A 16,356-nucleotide genomic window follows, 5' to 3' on the forward strand; every position below is an offset into this window, starting at 1 on the left:
AGTCCTAACTTTATCAATTTAAAATATCGAGATAACATGTAACAGTTCCCCCAAAGTGATATAATTTTAGCAAATTATTCTGGGGGGCTGTTTATGCAACTGGTATACAATTTCGGTATTTCCCTGGAGGATTATGCTGCCCGGGGTAAGAAAAATGAGTTTCCCGTCATAGAGTCTTGCCCTATCTGTATGGCCCGGCAGGCTCTAAAGCGGCATGGTTTTTACTGGCGTAATGCCGGTAGTGACTCGGAAAAGTGGCTACAGCTGCCCATCTGCCGCTTTTGGTGCCGCTCCTGCCGGCACACCTTCTCTCTTTTGCCTTCCTTTCTCCTGCCGTATTACCAGTATTCCCTTAAGTTCATTCTGGACTGTCTCATATATTTCTTCTCCAAGGCCCGCCTCCTTATTTACTACCAGCTGCTCCAGTTCTACCGCCGCCGTTGGGCGAAGAACATGAATTGCATCCAGGCCTTCTTCCGGGAGCAGGGTTACCAGGAAATAATCCCGCCGGAATTTAAACAAAGGGCCATAAAATTGCTGGAAATGATTGCCGCGTTCCCCAACGCCGAAACCTTTTCCCAAAGGTTCCATAATCATTTCCGGCGCAATTTTATGGCTAATTAATTTTACCATGCTTTCCCCGGTTCCGTAAAGCCTCCCTGCTACATTAGCCACCACACACCTTTTGCCTGTCCTGGGGGACAGGTTAAGGTTAAACTGGTAAATGACCGGACCGGTTAACCTTAAATCCTGGGGAGGGGTTGTGATGGACGAGAAGGACCGGGAAAATATCGCTCTTTTTCGCTTTAGCTTGATTGCGCCGTTGTTGCAGGGTCAGGTAGCCAGCAGGAAGGCCTACCTGGAGAGTATTACGGCCAGACCCCATGAAGTACCGTATTATGGCCTCTGCGACTATAGCCCCCAGACCATTGCCAGCTGGCTCAGGGATTACCGCCGCGAGGGGTTTGAGGGGTTAAAACCGAAAAGGCGTTCTGACCGGGGAAGGCCGCGGGCCTTATCCCCGGAGTTACAGGAGCAACTCCTGGCCCTGCGCCAGGAGGAGCGTTCCTGTCCGGCTTCTGTCTTTTATGAACAACTGGTGGCTAAAGGTGTTATTTTACCGGACGCCGTTTCTTACGCTACCATTTACCGTTTCCTGAAATCCAGGGGGCTTTTAGGCCGGGAGATGCGGCGGGAGCCGGAACGGAAACGCTTTGCCTATGATACGGTGAATACCCTCTGGCAGGGGGATGTGGCGGCCGGGCCTTACCTTCGCGTTGGCAACAAAAAGGTGGCTACTTTCCTCTTTGCTTTTATCGATGATTGTTCCCGCCTGGTGACTTTTGCCCAGTTTTTTACTTCCGAGAAGTTTGAGTCTTTGAAGGTGGTCTTCAAGGAGGCTATCTTACGCCGGGGCATTCCGCAGATGGTCTACGTGGATAATGGTAAAATCTATCGTTCGGAGCAGCTGCAGCTGGCCTGCGCGGCCCTGGGGATAGCCTTGATCAATACTAAACCCTATGACCCGCAGAGCAAGGGTAAGATCGAAAGGTTCTTCTTGACCGTCAGGCAGCGTTTCTTGCCCCTGGTTAAAGATGAACACCTTAAATCTCTGGATAACTTGAACCGCTCTTTCTGGCAGTGGCTGGAGGAAGATTATCACCGCCAGGTCCACAGTGCTTTGGGTATGAGCCCCCTGGATAAGTTTATGTCCCAGTTCAGCCAGGTTAAGATGGTGAGCGACCCGGCTGTTCTGGAGCCGCTTTTTTTCAAGCGGGAGGAACGGCGGGTACATCATGATGCTACTATCTCCATTAACAAGCGCCTTTTTGAGGTGCCGCCTCAATTTATCGGCAACCGGGTGGAGGTGCGCTTTGACCCGGAAAAACTGGAGCGGGTCTTGATTTTTGTGGCCGGTAAAGAGGTGGCGGTGGCACAGCCGGTGGCGCTCAGTGTTAACGCCCGGGCAAAGCGGGAGAGCAAACTTTCTTTTGCCAGCTTACAGGGAGGGGGCCAAAACTAGAATGTACCAGGCTTTTTATGGCTTAAAAGGGGCTCCTTTTGGCAAGGAGCTAAAACCCCAGGATGCCTTCCTTTCCTGCAGTTTAAAAGAAACGAGGGCCCGGCTGGAGTATTTATCCCGCGTCCGGGGCATGGGGGTCCTGGTGGGGGAACCGGGAGCCGGTAAGACCTTTGCCTTGCGGGTCTTTTGTGCTAATTTAAACCCGGCCCTCTTTAAGGTTATTTATTTGCCCCTGGCCACAGGGACGGTCATGGATTTTTACCGCGGTTTGGCCCGGGGCCTGGGGGAAGAACCGTCTTTCCGCAAGATTGACCTTTTTCACCAGATCCAGCAGGCGGTCCAGGTGTTCTTCCGGGATAAAAAGATTACGCCCGTCTTCATCCTGGATGAGATGCACCTGGCTAACCCCAAATTCCTGCTGGACCTGGCCCTGCTCTTTAATTTCGCCATGGACGCCTTTAATCCTTTTATCCTGGTCCTGGCCGGCTTGCCTTTTTTGTTGAGCCGCTTGGAGTTGAACCAGACCCAGTCTCTGGCCCAACGCCTGGTGGTTCGCTTCCAGGTGGAACCTTTAAACCGTGAGGAGGTGGGCGCCTACCTGGAGCACCATTTATCCCTGGTGGGGGCTACCAGGCCTTTATTTGAGCCGCCTGCCGTCGAGGCCATCGCTTCTCGCTCCCGCGGCTGGCCGCGCCTGGTGAACAACCTGGCCCTGACTTCCCTCCTCTGGGGCGCCCAGCTTAAAGCCCAGCTGATTAGTGCTGATGTGGTACGCCAGGCAGCTACCGAAATTGGCCTTTAAGGGTGGTGGCTATGCTTAAGCTTGATTCCCCCAGAGACGTGGAAAGTCTCCTGGAGATCCTGGCTTTCGTCCTCTGGGCGAATACTTTTGGGTCCTACGGTGAGGAATTGGAACGCCCGGTATTGGATTTCGCCCGCGACCTTTACGCTGAATTGCTAAAATACCTGGAGTCTTTCTATACCGCCCGCGAGGAACCCCATTATTACAGCTTTATTTGCCAGTTGCAACTGGAACAAGGATTTGATTTCCAGAGAAAACGCCTGGCTGCCCTTGATAAAAAATTGGCGGAACGGTTCAAGGCCCCTTCTTTTTAGGCCGCGTTGAGCGGCTTTTTTCTTTGGGGATTTTATTGTGCTAATGTGCAATTCCTGAGAATTTGGGGTGCTGTAATTTGATAATCTTGCAGTTTGTGCCGGCGGCGTGAGTTACTTTAATTTGAAAAACGGTGGTTAATTTAATGTGCTAAATGACACTGCATACCTTACTTATATCTATATATCATTAGCGTATATGTTTCTTCATCATTTCTTCAAGCATGTCTTCATCTTTTGCATCGATTTCATCCTTAAAATATACAGCTACATCACCGATTAATTCCCATTCCTCAACATGGCTTACAGTTGCCTCTGGCTCTAAAAGAGTCAAAGGTGATAAACTTTCCATTTCCAGCATATAGTTATTCATATAGGTTTCGTAGGAAACGCCATAATCCGGGTATCTAGCATCAACCTGGTGTTTGAAACGCTTGATAAACAAATTTCCGTGGTTTAAGTAGGCAGCCCAACCATCTTGATTGACAATCCCGAACTTAAAGGGATTATTTATCGCCCGGTCATGCTTCATCAATATATATCTTTCTCCCCAATAAACCCGCGGGTCATTCATTCTGGAATAAGGCCAGAGAGCGATGACACGATTGGGTAAGAAACCCTTATCCTGCCGCGGCTGGGGTACAATTTCGAAGCCACCGGGAGCCATCACCGTCAGTGCCCAAACCGCCAGTTCAACCGGCCAGGCGTTTTTGTTGGTAAGATGATGGACAATCTTTACCTTGCTCGAAGATTCCACCAGGGTAACTTCCATCTCTTTTTTGATCTGTACCCACGGCTCTACCCTTTGTGAAACCTTAATTCCTCCCTCTATTTCAGACCATTCCACAGGCTCATTGTCGGGAGAGTAAGTGCGCGGGTAAACTTCCGGGCTGTGCCACAGGCGGTGGCCGCCCATGAGTCTCCATTTCTCTTTTCCTACGAGCATGGTTATAGGTACTTCCTCACAAAACTCATTTTCTCTACCGATAAAACCATAACGGACCACGCGAGGTCCAGTATCAATAGTGATTATAAGATCTACGATACCGTTGGTAAGCTCAAGACACTTGCCGTATTTGTTATGCTTCATTACTTTAACATCAATACGAGACATTATTAAGGCCCTCCTGATTGGTTACCATTATAGTCATTTTTATGGGCCAACGTTATATCCTAACGTTGGCCCAAAAATTAATACTTACCATATTCTTCTAAGGCCTCAAGCATGGCAATAAAATTTTCTGGTGGCACGTCTGGTTGAATATTGTGGACGGTATTAAATACGAACCCTCCTCCGGGAGCGAAAATTTCAATTTGCCTTCGCACTGAATCCTTTACCTGTTGGGGAGTACCATGAGGTAAGATATTCTGAGTATCTACTCCTCCTCCCCAAAAGGCTATATCATTACCAAATTCTCTCTTTAATTTTGATGCCTCCATATTTTTGGCTGTAAATTGAACTGGGTTTAAAATGTCCACCCCTACTTCAATAAGATCAGGAATTAATTCGTAAATGGCTCCGCAACAATGAAGGAAAATTGCCGCCTTAGTCTTACTATGGATGAAATCGAATAATTCTTTGTGGCGGGGTTTAATAAGTTTGCGGTACATTTCAGGAGAAATGAGCAAGCTATTCTGAGTGCCCAGATCATCAGCCTCTTGAACAACCTGGATTAAATCTCCCACTTCCTCTAGAACCCGCGACCAGTATCTCATTTTTATTTCTAACGCTTTATCGAGTATCCTGCTTATTAACTCAGGCCGAAGTACCAGATCCATATAAAAGTTTTCAAAACCCCTTAACCAGGCACCAAGTTCCATTATTCCGGCTGAGATACTCGACATTACAATAGCATAACCTTGCTCATAAAGTTTCAATGCCCGCTCCCGCAAACCAAGATAGCGATTTTCGTCATCAGGGTCAGGAAAAGTATATTTGTCTATATCCCTGACATCTTCGACATCCGCCAGGGGATTCTTATACATATCAAAATATAATCCATGGCCCAGAGGCATGCGCCATACAATACCCCATTCATCGGTAAAATAGCGATAATGATCGTCTTCTTCAAAGTGCAGCTGCCATTTAGAGGAGTTTTTCGGTGACAGGTTGCGGGTATCCACATTAATTCTTTGCAGAAAATTTTCGCTCGGTGCCGCTAATTGCTGGACGACATCAAAAATGGGAATCTCTTCTTCTTTCATCCCTATATACTTAAGAACATTTTGATAGGCTATTTTATGAATACCAGTTATCAATGAAGCCCCTAAATCAAAAGGCACCCGGTCTGGCTCTTCATGGTTCAGAGCCTTAACTAAACGTTCTCTTGAATTCATTATTGGCAAGCCTCCCATAAGGAACAGATACTGCCCCCAACCTTAAAGGTATAATGGGGCAGTATCTGTTTATAACTTTACTCCTCAACATCAACTCCAGTAATGTCGCTGATTCTATTAGCATATCTTCCGGTATCCTGATTCGCCTCTGCCCGGTTTCTTAGCCGGGTTTTCTGTGCCTACTGCCTGAAATAAACCTTTTTCCTGATGCCTATTTCATTCTATCTTGATAATATGGTGGTACCTTAACTCCTTCCTTATTAAACCATTGCGGTACATCTACCCCGCTGAACAAAAGGATATTACCCCATGGATTGAAAGCTCCTGTACGAACAATGGCCTTCGCCTTATACGGCATCTCACTTAATACCTTCTCATGGGGAATAGTTTCTAATTTTGCTTCTGCAAAAAGTTCCTTAACAGCTTTAAATAAATTAGGGTTAAACTCCTCCATTTCTGCCGCTACAGCAACACGTTCTACAATAAAGTCCTCTTTAATCAAACGAAGTACATGCAGTAAATCAGGATAATCTTTTTCAAGGGCAAGATCTACTCGGCGAACATTAGACGGTATCGGAAAACCAGCATCACATACTATTAGCAGATCTCCATGACCCATACTTGCAATAACTTCATTTAAATCTTTGTTAAGAATTCGTCCACGTTTCATAGCCATTTAACCTCCTGTATTCATACATGTATGTTTGCGGAGAATCAATACCCTAATAAGGTATAAAGGTAAACAAAAAACTTAACTTAAAAATATATTCATACAGCATCGACCTCATGGCGATAAGGCAATGCCGGAATTACACCATATTTAGTTACAGCCAGCGCCGCCGCCCTAACAGCAAACTCCATAGCCTTCTTTATATCCTTACCTTCAGCCAGAGCCAGGGTTAGGGCAGCACTAAAAGTGTCACCAGCACCCGTGGTGTCTACTACATCCACCTCTTTACCGGGGATATGATAAATCTCCTCTCCAGTTACCAGTAATGCCCCTTCAGCCCCCAAGGTAATTATCACCCTACCAACGCCCTTTGCTAAAATTGCCATGCCAACCTCTTCTATAGGAGAATCATCGTCCGGAGGCAGGCCGGCTAATAGTCTGGCTTCTGTCTCGTTCGGGATCAAGATGTCAATCTTGGATAGTACTTCACCAGGCAAAGGCTGGTAAGGAGCGGGGTTTAAAAGTACTTGTACCCCGTACCGACGAGCCAACTGTGCTGTATATGCAACTATTCCCGGCGAAATCTCCAGCTGCATTAAAACCGCTGTGCTGGAGGCTATAATCTCTTCCGCTCGTTCAACATCTTCCGGAGTTAACATGTTATTGGCACCAGGATCAAGAACGATTATGTTTTGACCGTCATTGTTAACGACAACAAAGCCAACTCCTGTATAACTATCCTTTACCATTCTAACAAAACTTGCGTCCACATTTTCCTGGGTATAAAGTTCCAGGGCATTACGGCCATAATAATCGTCTCCTAAACAGGCTACAAAACTCACATCGCCGCCCAGCCTGGCAATGGCAACTGCCTGGTTGGAACCCTTACCGCCATGAAGGACTTTAAAATTATACCCGATTACTGTTTCTCCGGACACAGGGAATTTGGCGGTAGACATGGTCATTCCTACCGCATAGCTGCCGACAACCGTAATTTTAGGTTTTGTCATCCCATCACCTTCTTGGATTTTAACTTTGGCTTTTTAATAACACCTATTTCTTTGGACTGTATTAACCATGGCTAAAATTTTTTCTGTAGATACGCCGGGTTGAATATTATGATCCTGGGCAAAGATGTACCCCCCTCCGCGCCCAAAGATGCGCAGCATTGTCACCACTTCTTTTTCTACGTCAGCTATGCTACCAAAAGTCAGGGTGGTCTGGGTTGAACAGCCACCTCCCCAAAAAGTTATATGACGGCCGTATTCTTTCTTTAAATTTGCAGGATCCATCTTAGCGGCGCTTAACTGTACGGGATTTAAAATATCAACGCCGGCTTCAATTAAATCGGGGATCAGATCATAGACACTGCCACAACTGTGTAAGAAAATATAGGCATCCGGCTTCCTCTCCTTAACAAAATGGAAAAGCCGTTGATGGTAAGGTTTGAATACTTCCCTATATATAGCTGGGGAAATAATAGTGTTGTTTTGCATACCCAGGTCGTCATGAAAGGCGAAGATCTGGACATACTTACCTACCGCGTTCAAATATCCTTCCAGAAATTTTAAATATGCTGAGGTGAGTTTTTCTAGATAATACAACACAAGTTCGCGATCGCTATAAATCCTGATTAGAAAGTCCTCATAACCGAAATCCTTGATGCCTTTCTCAAAAATGCTTACGGCTGTATTGCCAAGGATGGCATAATCCGTCTGCTCATAAAGCTCCCGGGCCTTGTTAGCTAAATAATTCTCTTCTTCGGCACTTAAAAAAGGAAATTCATGTTGATCAATATCGCTATATGACGTAGCACCCTTCAATGGATGGTAAATCTCTTCAAAATAATAGCTACCCTGGGGCCTGACGGCAGTGATAATGCCATTGGCATTGCGAATGCCCTCACTGCCGTCTGCCAGCAGGACCGGATTGAAGTCCGCCGGCACCTCACAGGAAGAACCATCCATCAAGGACCCTTCTTTCCAGGACGTGATTGCCAATCCAAGGGATGGGCGCAGGCGATGCAACCCTATAACATCACACCCCCAAAAACGCCTTATCCTCTCATCAGGCTCGGCCAGCAATTGTTTAACATCAAAAACCCTGGCCTTGCCATCATAGCCCAAATATTGTAAGAGCTGATTATAGACAATAGCGCTTATTCCAGTTGAAGAACGTGTCCCTCCCAGGTCGACAGGTACCATGTCAGCTTCTTCATGACGTAGGGCCATTAAAACACGCTGGCGCGAAGTTAAAGCAGTCACTGTCTCATCTCCTGTCGGTCAGGCAATTTTACCAGGGTCCGTTATCTGCCCTGGTTGTTCTTCCGGTATTACCGATTTAACGCTTTCACGGATTATCAGTTTAGCATCAAACACCAGTCGTTTCTCTGGCTGTTCTTCACCATTAATGGCCATGAGCAGCATCTCGGTCGCTTTTACCCCCATCTGGTAAGAAGGTATCTCCACTGTCGTTAAGGGTGGCTCCATGGTTTCAGTTAAAAAGATGTTATCATACCCTACCAGGGAGACATCGCTTGGTATTTTGAGCCCGTATTCCTTTAAAGCCCGCTGCGCACCCAGAGCCATGAGGTCGTTGGCAGCAAAGATAGCGGTAAACTTACTGGTGCCCTTTTCCAGTAAATCCTTGATAATCTGGTAACCGCTATTCATTTTGTAGTCCCCTTCGACGATCAGGCTGTAATCCGGCGCTATAGCAGCTTCTTGCAGGGCTTTTAAAAAACCCTGCAGGCGATGGCGCGCGTTGGTGGTTTTTTGGGGACCGGAAATAAAAACGATCTTCCGGTGCCCTTTTTGAATGAGGTGTTTTGTAGCCTGGTAGGCACCATCAATGTTGGCAAAATATACACCCGGTACATCATCGAGTTCCTCAATATACCTCTCGATCAGGACGTACGGATATTTTTGCTGGCGGAGGCGGAAGAATATAGGATGGTACTCGATATTGTTTTGGGTCGTGAAAATAATGCCGTCCACAAATTTTTCCTGGAAGACCCTGATGTAGTTCTCTTCTTTTAAAGGATCGCCATCTGTGTTGGCCAGAACAAGTTGATAACCGTATCTGTTGGCCGTATCCTCAACACCCCTGGCCAATTCGGGGAAAAAGGGGTTGCATATATCAGGAATGACCAGGGCGATGGTATTGGTCCTCCTGGTAATCATGCTTCGCGCTATAGTGTTGGGACGATAGTTCATCTCGTCCATAATTTTTAACACTCGCTGACGGGTTTCCTCGCTGATGCCTTCGTCTTTATGATTAATTACCCTGGAAACCGTCGTTATGGAAACATTTGCCAGTTTGGCAACATCTCTGATCGTTACCACTTTTCGTCTTCAACCTCTGCTTTAAATTAATTTTAGACTTCCATACCCGCAGCCAGACGCATGATCTTCTCTTCGCTGGCGTCTTTAATTTTTAACTCACCGGTAATGGTGCCTTCATGCATGACGACAATCCTGTCGCAGATAGCCAGTAATTCAGGTAGCTCCGAAGAAATTAAGATTATTCCTATCCCCTCCCGGGTCAGCTCATCTAAAATTGAATGGATCTCAGCTTTAGCACCCACATCGATCCCCCGTGTCGGCTCATCGCAAATCAAAATCCGCGGTTTTTGGGCTAACCAGCGGGCAATAATAACTTTTTGTTGGTTCCCTCCGCTGAGATTGGTTATTAGTTGAAGGGGGGAGGCCACCTTAATATTAAGCCTGGCCACAAGCTCCTGGAAAAGTTTTCTGATGCGACCTGCCCGTAAAAAACCAATTGTACTGGCTTCGTCAAGGGCCACGATAATCAAATTATCCTTTACCGTCATTAGGGGTACAATACCTTCGTCACGACGGTTTTCGGATATCAGCCCGATGCGGTTTTTAATGGCATCAATGGGGCTTTTTATTTTTTTTATCCGGCCATCAATGTATATTTCACCTGCATCGAAACCATCCAGGCCGAAAATAGCCCGCATTACTTCAGTTCGTCCGGCGCCTTGAAATCCGGCAAATCCTAAAATCTCTCCTTCATACAAGTCAAAACTGATATCGTGGAAGGTCCCTTTACGGCTTAAATGTTTAACCTCCAGTATTTTGTTAGCCTTTACATCCTTCCCCCTGGTCACCGTCTTTTTTATCTCCCGGCCGACCATCATATTAATAATTTTATCGGCATCAGTTTCCCTGGCCTCAAGGGTACCGATATACCTGCCGTCCCGCAGGACAGTAATCCTGTCAGCTATCTCAAAAACTTCTTCCAGCCGGTGGGAGACGTAAAGAATGCTTAATTCCTGTTCCTGCCGCAGGCGTTTTAAAAGGGAAAATAAAGTATCTTTTTGGTTGGTGGTTAAGGCAGCCGTGGGTTCATCTAAAATTAAAAGCCTGGGTTTCCGGTAAATAACCCGTGCTATTTGGACTAACGATTGCTCGGCAATACTTAAATTCTCCACTAGCTCTCGGGGATCATTTTTCATATTAAACAAAGCTAAAAGCTCTCGCGCTTCTTCTTCCATTGCATGCCAGTCCAGCAAACCGTTATTTAACTTCAATTTGGGACCCAAAAATATGTTGGCGGCTACAGTCATATTTTTGCAAAGGGGTATCTCCTGGTAGGCTACGCCAATACCCAGCTCTTCTGCGTGTAATGGGGATAAGATCTTTTCTATACGGCCATCGAATAAAATTTGGCCCCCATCGGGCTGGTAAACGCCGCCACAGATATTAATTAAAGTCGACTTGCCGGCACCATTCTCACCGCATAAACAGTGAATCTCCCCTTTCTTAATCGTAAAAGATACGTCATCAAGGGCGACCACGCCGGGGAAGTGTTTGGTAATATGCCGGAGTTCAACTAGGTTTCCCGCTTGCATGACACCTTCCCTGCCTACTTTTTATTTTTCGTCAGCCACGTATCAGCCAGAACAGCAATGAGTATGACCACACCGATAAAAGCTTCTTGATAATACGCTTCCACCCCTAACAGGACCATGCCGTTGCGCACGACGCCCATAATGGCAGCTCCTAAGAGTGTCCCGAGAATTGTTCCTTTACCGCCAAAAAGGTTGGTCCCGCCGATAATTACAGCGGCAATTACATCCATTTCCCGTCCGGCTCCAGCCGTAGCGGCAACCGAATTTAAATGAGCCAGGCCAATAATCCCTGCCAGGGCCGCCATAGCCCCCGCCAGGACGAAACTTGCTATTTTTATGCCGTCAACATTAATACCTGCCAGCCTGGCAGCGTTTTTATTGCCACCAACAGCGTAAACTTTAAAACCGAAGGTGGTTCTACTTAAAACGATAAAGGCGAGCAAATTTAACAGCAGCATAATTATGATCTGGACGGGAATAACACCGCCAAGGCTCTGTCCCAGGAAAAATACCCAGTTATGGGTATCGGGAAATTCACTGATGGGCCACCCATGGGAAATGGCATAGGCTCCCCCGCGGGCTAACTGGAGCATGCTCAAAGTAACGATAAAAGAAGGTATCTTGCCTTTTGTGCTTATGATACCGTTTATAAAACCCAGGCCTACACCCGTAAGCATGGCTAACAAAAAGGCCAGGGTAGCCGCATAACCGTTATGCAAAAGATATCCGGCTATAATGGCTGCAAGCCCATAAATAGAGCCAACCGACAGATCGATTTCGGCACTGATTATTACAAAAGTCATCCCGATAGCCATAATGCTGATCTCGGAAAACTGGCGTACCACATTAATTAAGTTCGTCGGCTCACGGAAGTTACTCGTAAGTACAGAGAGGATTAAACAAATGACCACCAGTACCAACAAAATACCTAGCTCTTGGAAATTTATTTTCGTTGCCCTGCCAACAGGAGTTGCTCCAGTTGATTTTTTTGTCATTAGCATCAACTTTCCACCCCGGTTTCCTGATTGGGCTGGCAGCCCGGCAATCTTCGGCCAGGCCACCAGCCCATTTCCCAGATTATTCCTTACGATTTAAATAATCCTGGACGTTTTCTTTAGTAACAATTTCGACGCCAGTATTGATATTGACGGGCGAAATATCCTTCGTTTTCTTTAGATACAGCATATGAATAGGAAAGTAGCCCTGCAGATAGGGATTTTGTCCTATCGTCACCTGCATGGCACCGTTGGCGATGTGTTTTAAAGTACCAGGAGTAAGATCAAAACCGCCGCCTAAAACCTTACCATTTAAATTTTTCGTTTGGATAAAAGTACCGATAGCTTCGGAGTAAACATCAACACCGAGGAAGGCTTTAACATCCTTATTAGCTGTATAAGCGTTTTCAATCACGCCGTAAGCCTTGGATAAATCGCTGGTAATATCAATTATATTGACTAACTGGATATTGGGAAATTCTTTCTGGGCCCTCTTGATACCAGCAATGCGTGCTTCCAGGGCCGTATGGCCGGGCGCACAGGTAGTTATAATATATTTGCCTTCTCCTTTCATATACTTTTCAAATATTAATTTACCTAGGATATAACCAGATTGCTCCAAATCCTGACCCACAAAAGCGTCGCGGCCACAATCCGGTGCGTCCGTATTAAAGGCAACGGTTGGAATACCTTTTTCCTTAGCTTTCTTTATAGGCCTGTCAAAGGCTTTGGGGTCCGGAGCCGTAAAAGCAATACCATCATAACCAGCATCCACAGCCGACTCCAACATATTTACTTCCTGAGCAACGTCAAAAGTTTTGGGACCCATAAACTTAACTTCTACGCCCAACTGTTTAGCAGCATCCTGAGCCGCCCGGTCCATTACCGAAAAGAATGAGTTACCAGTATCGTGAATAATCATAGCAAATTTTAATTTCTTGGTAGATGTAGAAGAGGCATTTTCTTGGCTTTTCTGACCTTCTAGCTGCGATTTGCCAGCAGACTGGTTACTCTGCCCACAGCCCGAAAGAAACAGGAAAGAAAGAACGAGCACCCCCAACAAAATCAATAACTTTTTCATTCTTATCCTCCTTTCTCAATTTCAAGCACTAGCCCGTCATGTAGATTTTAAAACCCTCTACTTTATAACCATCTGTGTCCTCGTTGCTCGCCCTATCACCTCCTTAATAGATAAATTGTATTCCAATTAAAGGCCAATTCGCCTTTTATTGGCTACCTTTTGACTAAGGTACATAAAACGGTTTCTTCTATTGTTTTGTTACCTTTTTATGCTATTTATATAAAGCTATGATATCATATTAAGTGAACGTTTTACTAAACCGTTTTCGTAATAATGTATTCGACGCTTTCAATAAAATTCCTCCTTCCATCTATAATTTTTTTAATTTATAAAAAGCCTTACCTATACCCGGCCAGTATCCTTCAGAAACCTGGTGTTAGTTACCGCCTGAAAGTAGTATGTTGTTAAAGGTCACAAAGACCTGACGTGCATCGCCACCATTTGACCGCGTTGCTGCCATGAAAACCCCACTCACGAAATCGAAATACTGCAGCAAACAAACAGTTTTTATTTGCCTCTAAGACTACCTTTATTTAATGCCAATCCTCCAGTGCCATACGAATGGCATGGCTCTCTACTTTGCCCCACAAGATTCCCTGATAACCAGGCTCGTCTTAAACTCGGTTACCGTCGGCTGCATCTCTTTATTCTCGATCTGCTGGATCAGGGACCAGGCAGCCATGGAGCCGATTTCGTACCGCGGCTGGTGGATGGTGGTCAGGGGCGGCGTTACCAGGGAAGCCAGTTCAATATCGTCGTAGCCCACCACTGCCAGTTCCCGGGGCACCTTTAAGCCCAGTTCGCGCGCCGCATGGATGACGCCGTAAGCCATCAGGTCGTTAGCAGCAAAGATGGCTGTCGGCCGCTCAGGCAGGGATAATAGTTTCTTCGCAACCGGTATGGCCCCTTCGGTGGTAAAATCGCTGTAAACGACCAGGCTTTCATCGTAGGACACACCGGCCTCGGCCAGGGCCTGGCGGTAGCCGGCCAGGCGTTCTTGCGATACCCGGGCATTTTTATGCCCCGCTACATGGGCAATGCGGCGGTGCCCCAGGCCCAGCAGGTGCCTGGTGGCCAGGTAACCGCCACCCCGGTTGTCGATGGCAATAAAGTTCGCCTTCAGATTATTGATCCAGTACTCTACCAGAACTAAGGGAAATCTTTCTTCCACCATCTCCCGCACGTAGTCTTCATTGCCTACGGTATGGCCCATCATGAGCAGGCCGTCTACCCGGCCGCTGCGTAAGAAATTAACATAGTTGTGCTTGATTTGCGGGTCCCAGCGCATGCTGGCATACACGATACCATAGCCGAACTTATGGGCTACATCCTCCACTCCCTGGATGATGCGGGAGAAGAAGGGGTCGGTGATGTCCGACAGGATGACGCCGATGGTATCGGTTTTTTGCTTCACCAGGCTGCGGGCCAGGGCGCTGGGGCGGTAATTAAGCTCCCGGATGGCCTCCAGCACCCGGCGCCGGGTCTCTTCGTTGACGTCGTCTTTCCCGTTGAGGACCCTGGATACTGTAGTTCGTGATACTTTGGCTCTTCTGGCTACATCAGAAATATTTGGCAAGTCTTTTTCACTCCGTCAATTTGGTCAAATCGTGCATGGTGTCCCGCAGGAGGGGATATAAGGACTTATATAAGGCATAAAGGTGGTCGTAGGCGCTTACTTCTGACAGTACCGGTTCGGCCCGGCTGGTCACCTTGATGGTAGATCGGCAGGCGGCTTCTACGGAAGGGTAAATACCCGCCCCCACCCCGGCCAGCAAGGCTGCGCCAAAGGCCGGCCCATCGGTACTATTCACCGTGGTCACCGGGTGCTTAAAAACGCCAGCGAGAATCTGCCGCCATAAAGGGCTACGGGCGCCGCCGCCGGAAACGCGGATTTCTTCCACCTTCACCCCGGCCTGCTGTAATAATTCCAGGGAATCGCGCAGGCCGAAGGCCACGCCTTCCAGGACGGCCCGCACCAGGTGACCCTTCCTGTGGCGCATGGTGAGACCGATAAATCCGCCCCGTGCTGCCGGGTCGGGATGGGGCGTCCTTTCCCCCAGCAGATAGGGCAAGAACAGCAACCCTTCGGCTCCCGGGCCCGCCTCAGCCGCCCGGGCCGTCAACAAGTCATAGGGATCAGTACCCGTTGCCGCAGCTTCCTTGATCTCTTCGCCACCCAGCTGGTTGCGGAACCACTGTAATGAAGCCCCGGCGGCCAGCATCACTCCCATAAGGTGCCACTTACCGGGGACGGCATGGCAGAAGGCGTGCAGGGTACTGCCAGGCTGGATACTCGGCTTAGCAGTCATGGCGAAAACCACACCGGAGGTTCCCAGGGCCGCCGATAGAATCCCTTCTTCTACAATGCCTGTGCCTACAGCACCGGCAGCCTGGTCACCACCGCCACCCACTACCGGCGTCCCGGCCGGGAGGCCGGTGGCAGCCGCGGCTTCCGGGGTGATCTGGCCGGTTATTTCCGGCGACTCGTGTACCCGGGGCAACCATTCCCGGGGAAGGTCCAGGGCCGCCAGCATTTCTCCCGACCAGCGGCGGGCAGCCACATCCAGGAGCAACGTCCCGGAAGCGTCGGATACTTCGGTGGCCAGTTCTCCCGTCAGGCGGAAACGGATATAGTCTTTAGGAAGTAACACATGGCGGATTTGATTATAAATTTCCGGTTCGTGGCGTCGAAGCCAGACCAGCTTGGGTGCCGTAAAACCCGGCAGGGCGGGGTTCCCCGTCCACTGGTAGAGCTTTTCTTCCCCTATTTCCTGGTACATCCAGGTACATTCCCCACCGGTGCGCTGGTCGCACCAGAGAATGGCCGGCCGTAAAACCTGGTAGTTGGCGTCTAAAACTACGGCCCCGTGCATCTGGCCCGACAGGCCAACGCCGGCGACATCCCGGCCGTCGAGGCCGCTTTTGGCCCAGATTGCCTGCACCGCCGCCACCACGGCCTGCCACCACTGTTCCGGGTCCTGCTCGGCCCAGCCCTGCCTGGGCTGGCTTAAGGGATATTCCACATAGGAGGAGGCCACTACCCTGCCGTCTTCCTCCACCAGGACGGCTTTGGTGCCAGAAGTACCGATGTCGATCCCGAGTAAGTATAGCATGATCTTTTTTCCCTTCCTGCCAGGACTAATAGCTGGTTGCTTATTAGGACCCCTGCGCCCACTGCTTGATTCGATTGCCCTTAAGAGGGCTTTTATGGCTCACTGTAACGACCCTTATCCGGGAGTTGGGGATTTTGGCGACGTGCCG

15 protein-coding genes are annotated in these 16,356 nt (G+C 48.1%); 4 read left to right on the forward strand and 11 right to left on the reverse strand.

Going from position 1 to position 16,356, the window contains the following annotated elements; all coding sequences use genetic code 11:
* Positions 1-189 precede the first annotated feature (189 nt).
* The 4 genes from MGLY_RS18710 (at position 190) to MGLY_RS02935 (ending at position 3,139) form a co-directional block, all read left to right on the forward strand.
* Positions 190-624, forward strand: coding sequence for a DUF6431 domain-containing protein (locus tag MGLY_RS18710; protein ID WP_422880105.1), 435 nt, complete (start codon positions 190-192; stop codon positions 622-624).
* 142 nt (positions 625-766) lie between these two features.
* Complete coding sequence (locus MGLY_RS02925) at positions 767-2,023, forward strand: helix-turn-helix domain-containing protein (RefSeq protein ID WP_156271578.1); 1,257 nt, start codon at positions 767-769, stop codon at positions 2,021-2,023.
* A 1-nt stretch (position 2,024) separates the two neighbouring features.
* Entirely contained in the window at positions 2,025-2,825 is an 801-nt protein-coding gene (locus MGLY_RS02930; RefSeq protein ID WP_156271664.1) for an ExeA family protein, read from the forward strand.
* A gap of 11 nt (positions 2,826-2,836) precedes the next feature.
* Entirely contained in the window at positions 2,837-3,139 is a 303-nt protein-coding gene (locus tag MGLY_RS02935) for a hypothetical protein (protein WP_156271665.1), read from the forward strand.
* Between the two features lie 187 nt (positions 3,140-3,326).
* Here MGLY_RS02935 and MGLY_RS02940 read toward each other — a convergent pair whose 3' ends face one another.
* The 11 genes from MGLY_RS02940 to xylB all read right to left on the reverse strand — a co-directional run bounded on the left by MGLY_RS02940 (position 3,327) and on the right by xylB (position 16,208).
* Complete coding sequence (locus tag MGLY_RS02940) at positions 3,327-4,250, reverse strand: DUF4380 domain-containing protein (RefSeq protein WP_246187400.1); 924 nt, start codon at positions 4,248-4,250, stop codon at positions 3,327-3,329.
* A 77-nt stretch (positions 4,251-4,327) separates the two neighbouring features.
* Positions 4,328-5,473: a uroporphyrinogen decarboxylase family protein gene (locus tag MGLY_RS02945; protein WP_170290902.1), complete on the reverse strand. Its 1,146-nt coding sequence runs from the start codon at positions 5,471-5,473 to the stop codon at positions 4,328-4,330.
* Positions 5,474-5,684: 211 nt separating this feature from the next.
* Entirely contained in the window at positions 5,685-6,143 is a 459-nt protein-coding gene (rbsD, locus tag MGLY_RS02950) for a D-ribose pyranase (RefSeq protein WP_156276137.1), read from the reverse strand.
* A gap of 98 nt (positions 6,144-6,241) precedes the next feature.
* Complete coding sequence (gene rbsK, locus MGLY_RS02955) at positions 6,242-7,153, reverse strand: ribokinase (RefSeq protein WP_156271667.1); 912 nt, start codon at positions 7,151-7,153, stop codon at positions 6,242-6,244.
* Positions 7,154-7,186: 33 nt separating this feature from the next.
* Complete coding sequence (locus tag MGLY_RS02960; protein WP_156271668.1) at positions 7,187-8,407, reverse strand: uroporphyrinogen decarboxylase family protein; 1,221 nt, start codon at positions 8,405-8,407, stop codon at positions 7,187-7,189.
* Positions 8,408-8,425: 18 nt separating this feature from the next.
* Positions 8,426-9,487, reverse strand: a complete 1,062-nt coding sequence (locus MGLY_RS02965; protein WP_156271669.1) for a LacI family DNA-binding transcriptional regulator — start codon at positions 9,485-9,487, stop codon at positions 8,426-8,428.
* 32 nt (positions 9,488-9,519) lie between these two features.
* Positions 9,520-11,019 (reverse strand): sugar ABC transporter ATP-binding protein, encoded by a 1,500-nt coding sequence (locus MGLY_RS02970; protein WP_156271670.1) that lies wholly within the window; start codon positions 11,017-11,019, stop codon positions 9,520-9,522.
* A 14-nt stretch (positions 11,020-11,033) separates the two neighbouring features.
* Positions 11,034-12,020, reverse strand: a complete 987-nt coding sequence (locus MGLY_RS02975; RefSeq protein WP_156271671.1) for an ABC transporter permease — start codon at positions 12,018-12,020, stop codon at positions 11,034-11,036.
* Between the two features lie 76 nt (positions 12,021-12,096).
* Positions 12,097-13,095: a sugar ABC transporter substrate-binding protein gene (locus tag MGLY_RS02980; protein WP_156271672.1), complete on the reverse strand. Its 999-nt coding sequence runs from the start codon at positions 13,093-13,095 to the stop codon at positions 12,097-12,099.
* A gap of 574 nt (positions 13,096-13,669) precedes the next feature.
* Positions 13,670-14,671, reverse strand: a complete 1,002-nt coding sequence (locus MGLY_RS02985; protein ID WP_156271673.1) for a LacI family DNA-binding transcriptional regulator — start codon at positions 14,669-14,671, stop codon at positions 13,670-13,672.
* 7 nt (positions 14,672-14,678) lie between these two features.
* Positions 14,679-16,208, reverse strand: a complete 1,530-nt coding sequence (gene xylB, locus MGLY_RS02990; RefSeq protein ID WP_156271674.1) for a xylulokinase — start codon at positions 16,206-16,208, stop codon at positions 14,679-14,681.
* Between the last annotated feature and the right edge of the window lie 148 nt (positions 16,209-16,356).

The organism is Moorella glycerini (genome assembly GCF_009735625.1).
GTDB lineage: Bacteria > Bacillota > DSM-521 > Neomoorellales > Neomoorellaceae > Neomoorella > Neomoorella glycerini.

What these genes read in the sequence shown, in the direction of transcription:
- MGLY_RS02935 (WP_156271665.1), top strand. Translation starts at nt 2,837, where the DNA reads ATGCTTAAGCTTGATTCCCCCAGAGACGTGGAAAGTCTCCTGGAGATC.
- MGLY_RS18710 (WP_422880105.1), top strand. Translation starts at nt 190, where the DNA reads ATGGCCCGGCAGGCTCTAAAGCGGCATGGTTTTTACTGGCGTAATGCC.
- MGLY_RS02980 (WP_156271672.1), bottom strand. Translation starts at nt 13,095, where the DNA reads ATGAAAAAGTTATTGATTTTGTTGGGGGTGCTCGTTCTTTCTTTCCTG.
- rbsK (WP_156271667.1), bottom strand. Translation starts at nt 7,153, where the DNA reads ATGACAAAACCTAAAATTACGGTTGTCGGCAGCTATGCGGTAGGAATG.
- MGLY_RS02945 (WP_170290902.1), bottom strand. Translation starts at nt 5,473, where the DNA reads ATGAATTCAAGAGAACGTTTAGTTAAGGCTCTGAACCATGAAGAGCCA.
- xylB (WP_156271674.1), bottom strand. Translation starts at nt 16,208, where the DNA reads ATGCTATACTTACTCGGGATCGACATCGGTACTTCTGGCACCAAAGCC.
- MGLY_RS02940 (WP_246187400.1), bottom strand. Translation starts at nt 4,250, where the DNA reads ATGTCTCGTATTGATGTTAAAGTAATGAAGCATAACAAATACGGCAAG.
- MGLY_RS02925 (WP_156271578.1), top strand. Translation starts at nt 767, where the DNA reads ATGGACGAGAAGGACCGGGAAAATATCGCTCTTTTTCGCTTTAGCTTG.
- MGLY_RS02970 (WP_156271670.1), bottom strand. Translation starts at nt 11,019, where the DNA reads ATGCAAGCGGGAAACCTAGTTGAACTCCGGCATATTACCAAACACTTC.
- rbsD (WP_156276137.1), bottom strand. Translation starts at nt 6,143, where the DNA reads ATGAAACGTGGACGAATTCTTAACAAAGATTTAAATGAAGTTATTGCA.
- MGLY_RS02975 (WP_156271671.1), bottom strand. Translation starts at nt 12,020, where the DNA reads ATGCTAATGACAAAAAAATCAACTGGAGCAACTCCTGTTGGCAGGGCA.
- MGLY_RS02930 (WP_156271664.1), top strand. Translation starts at nt 2,025, where the DNA reads ATGTACCAGGCTTTTTATGGCTTAAAAGGGGCTCCTTTTGGCAAGGAG.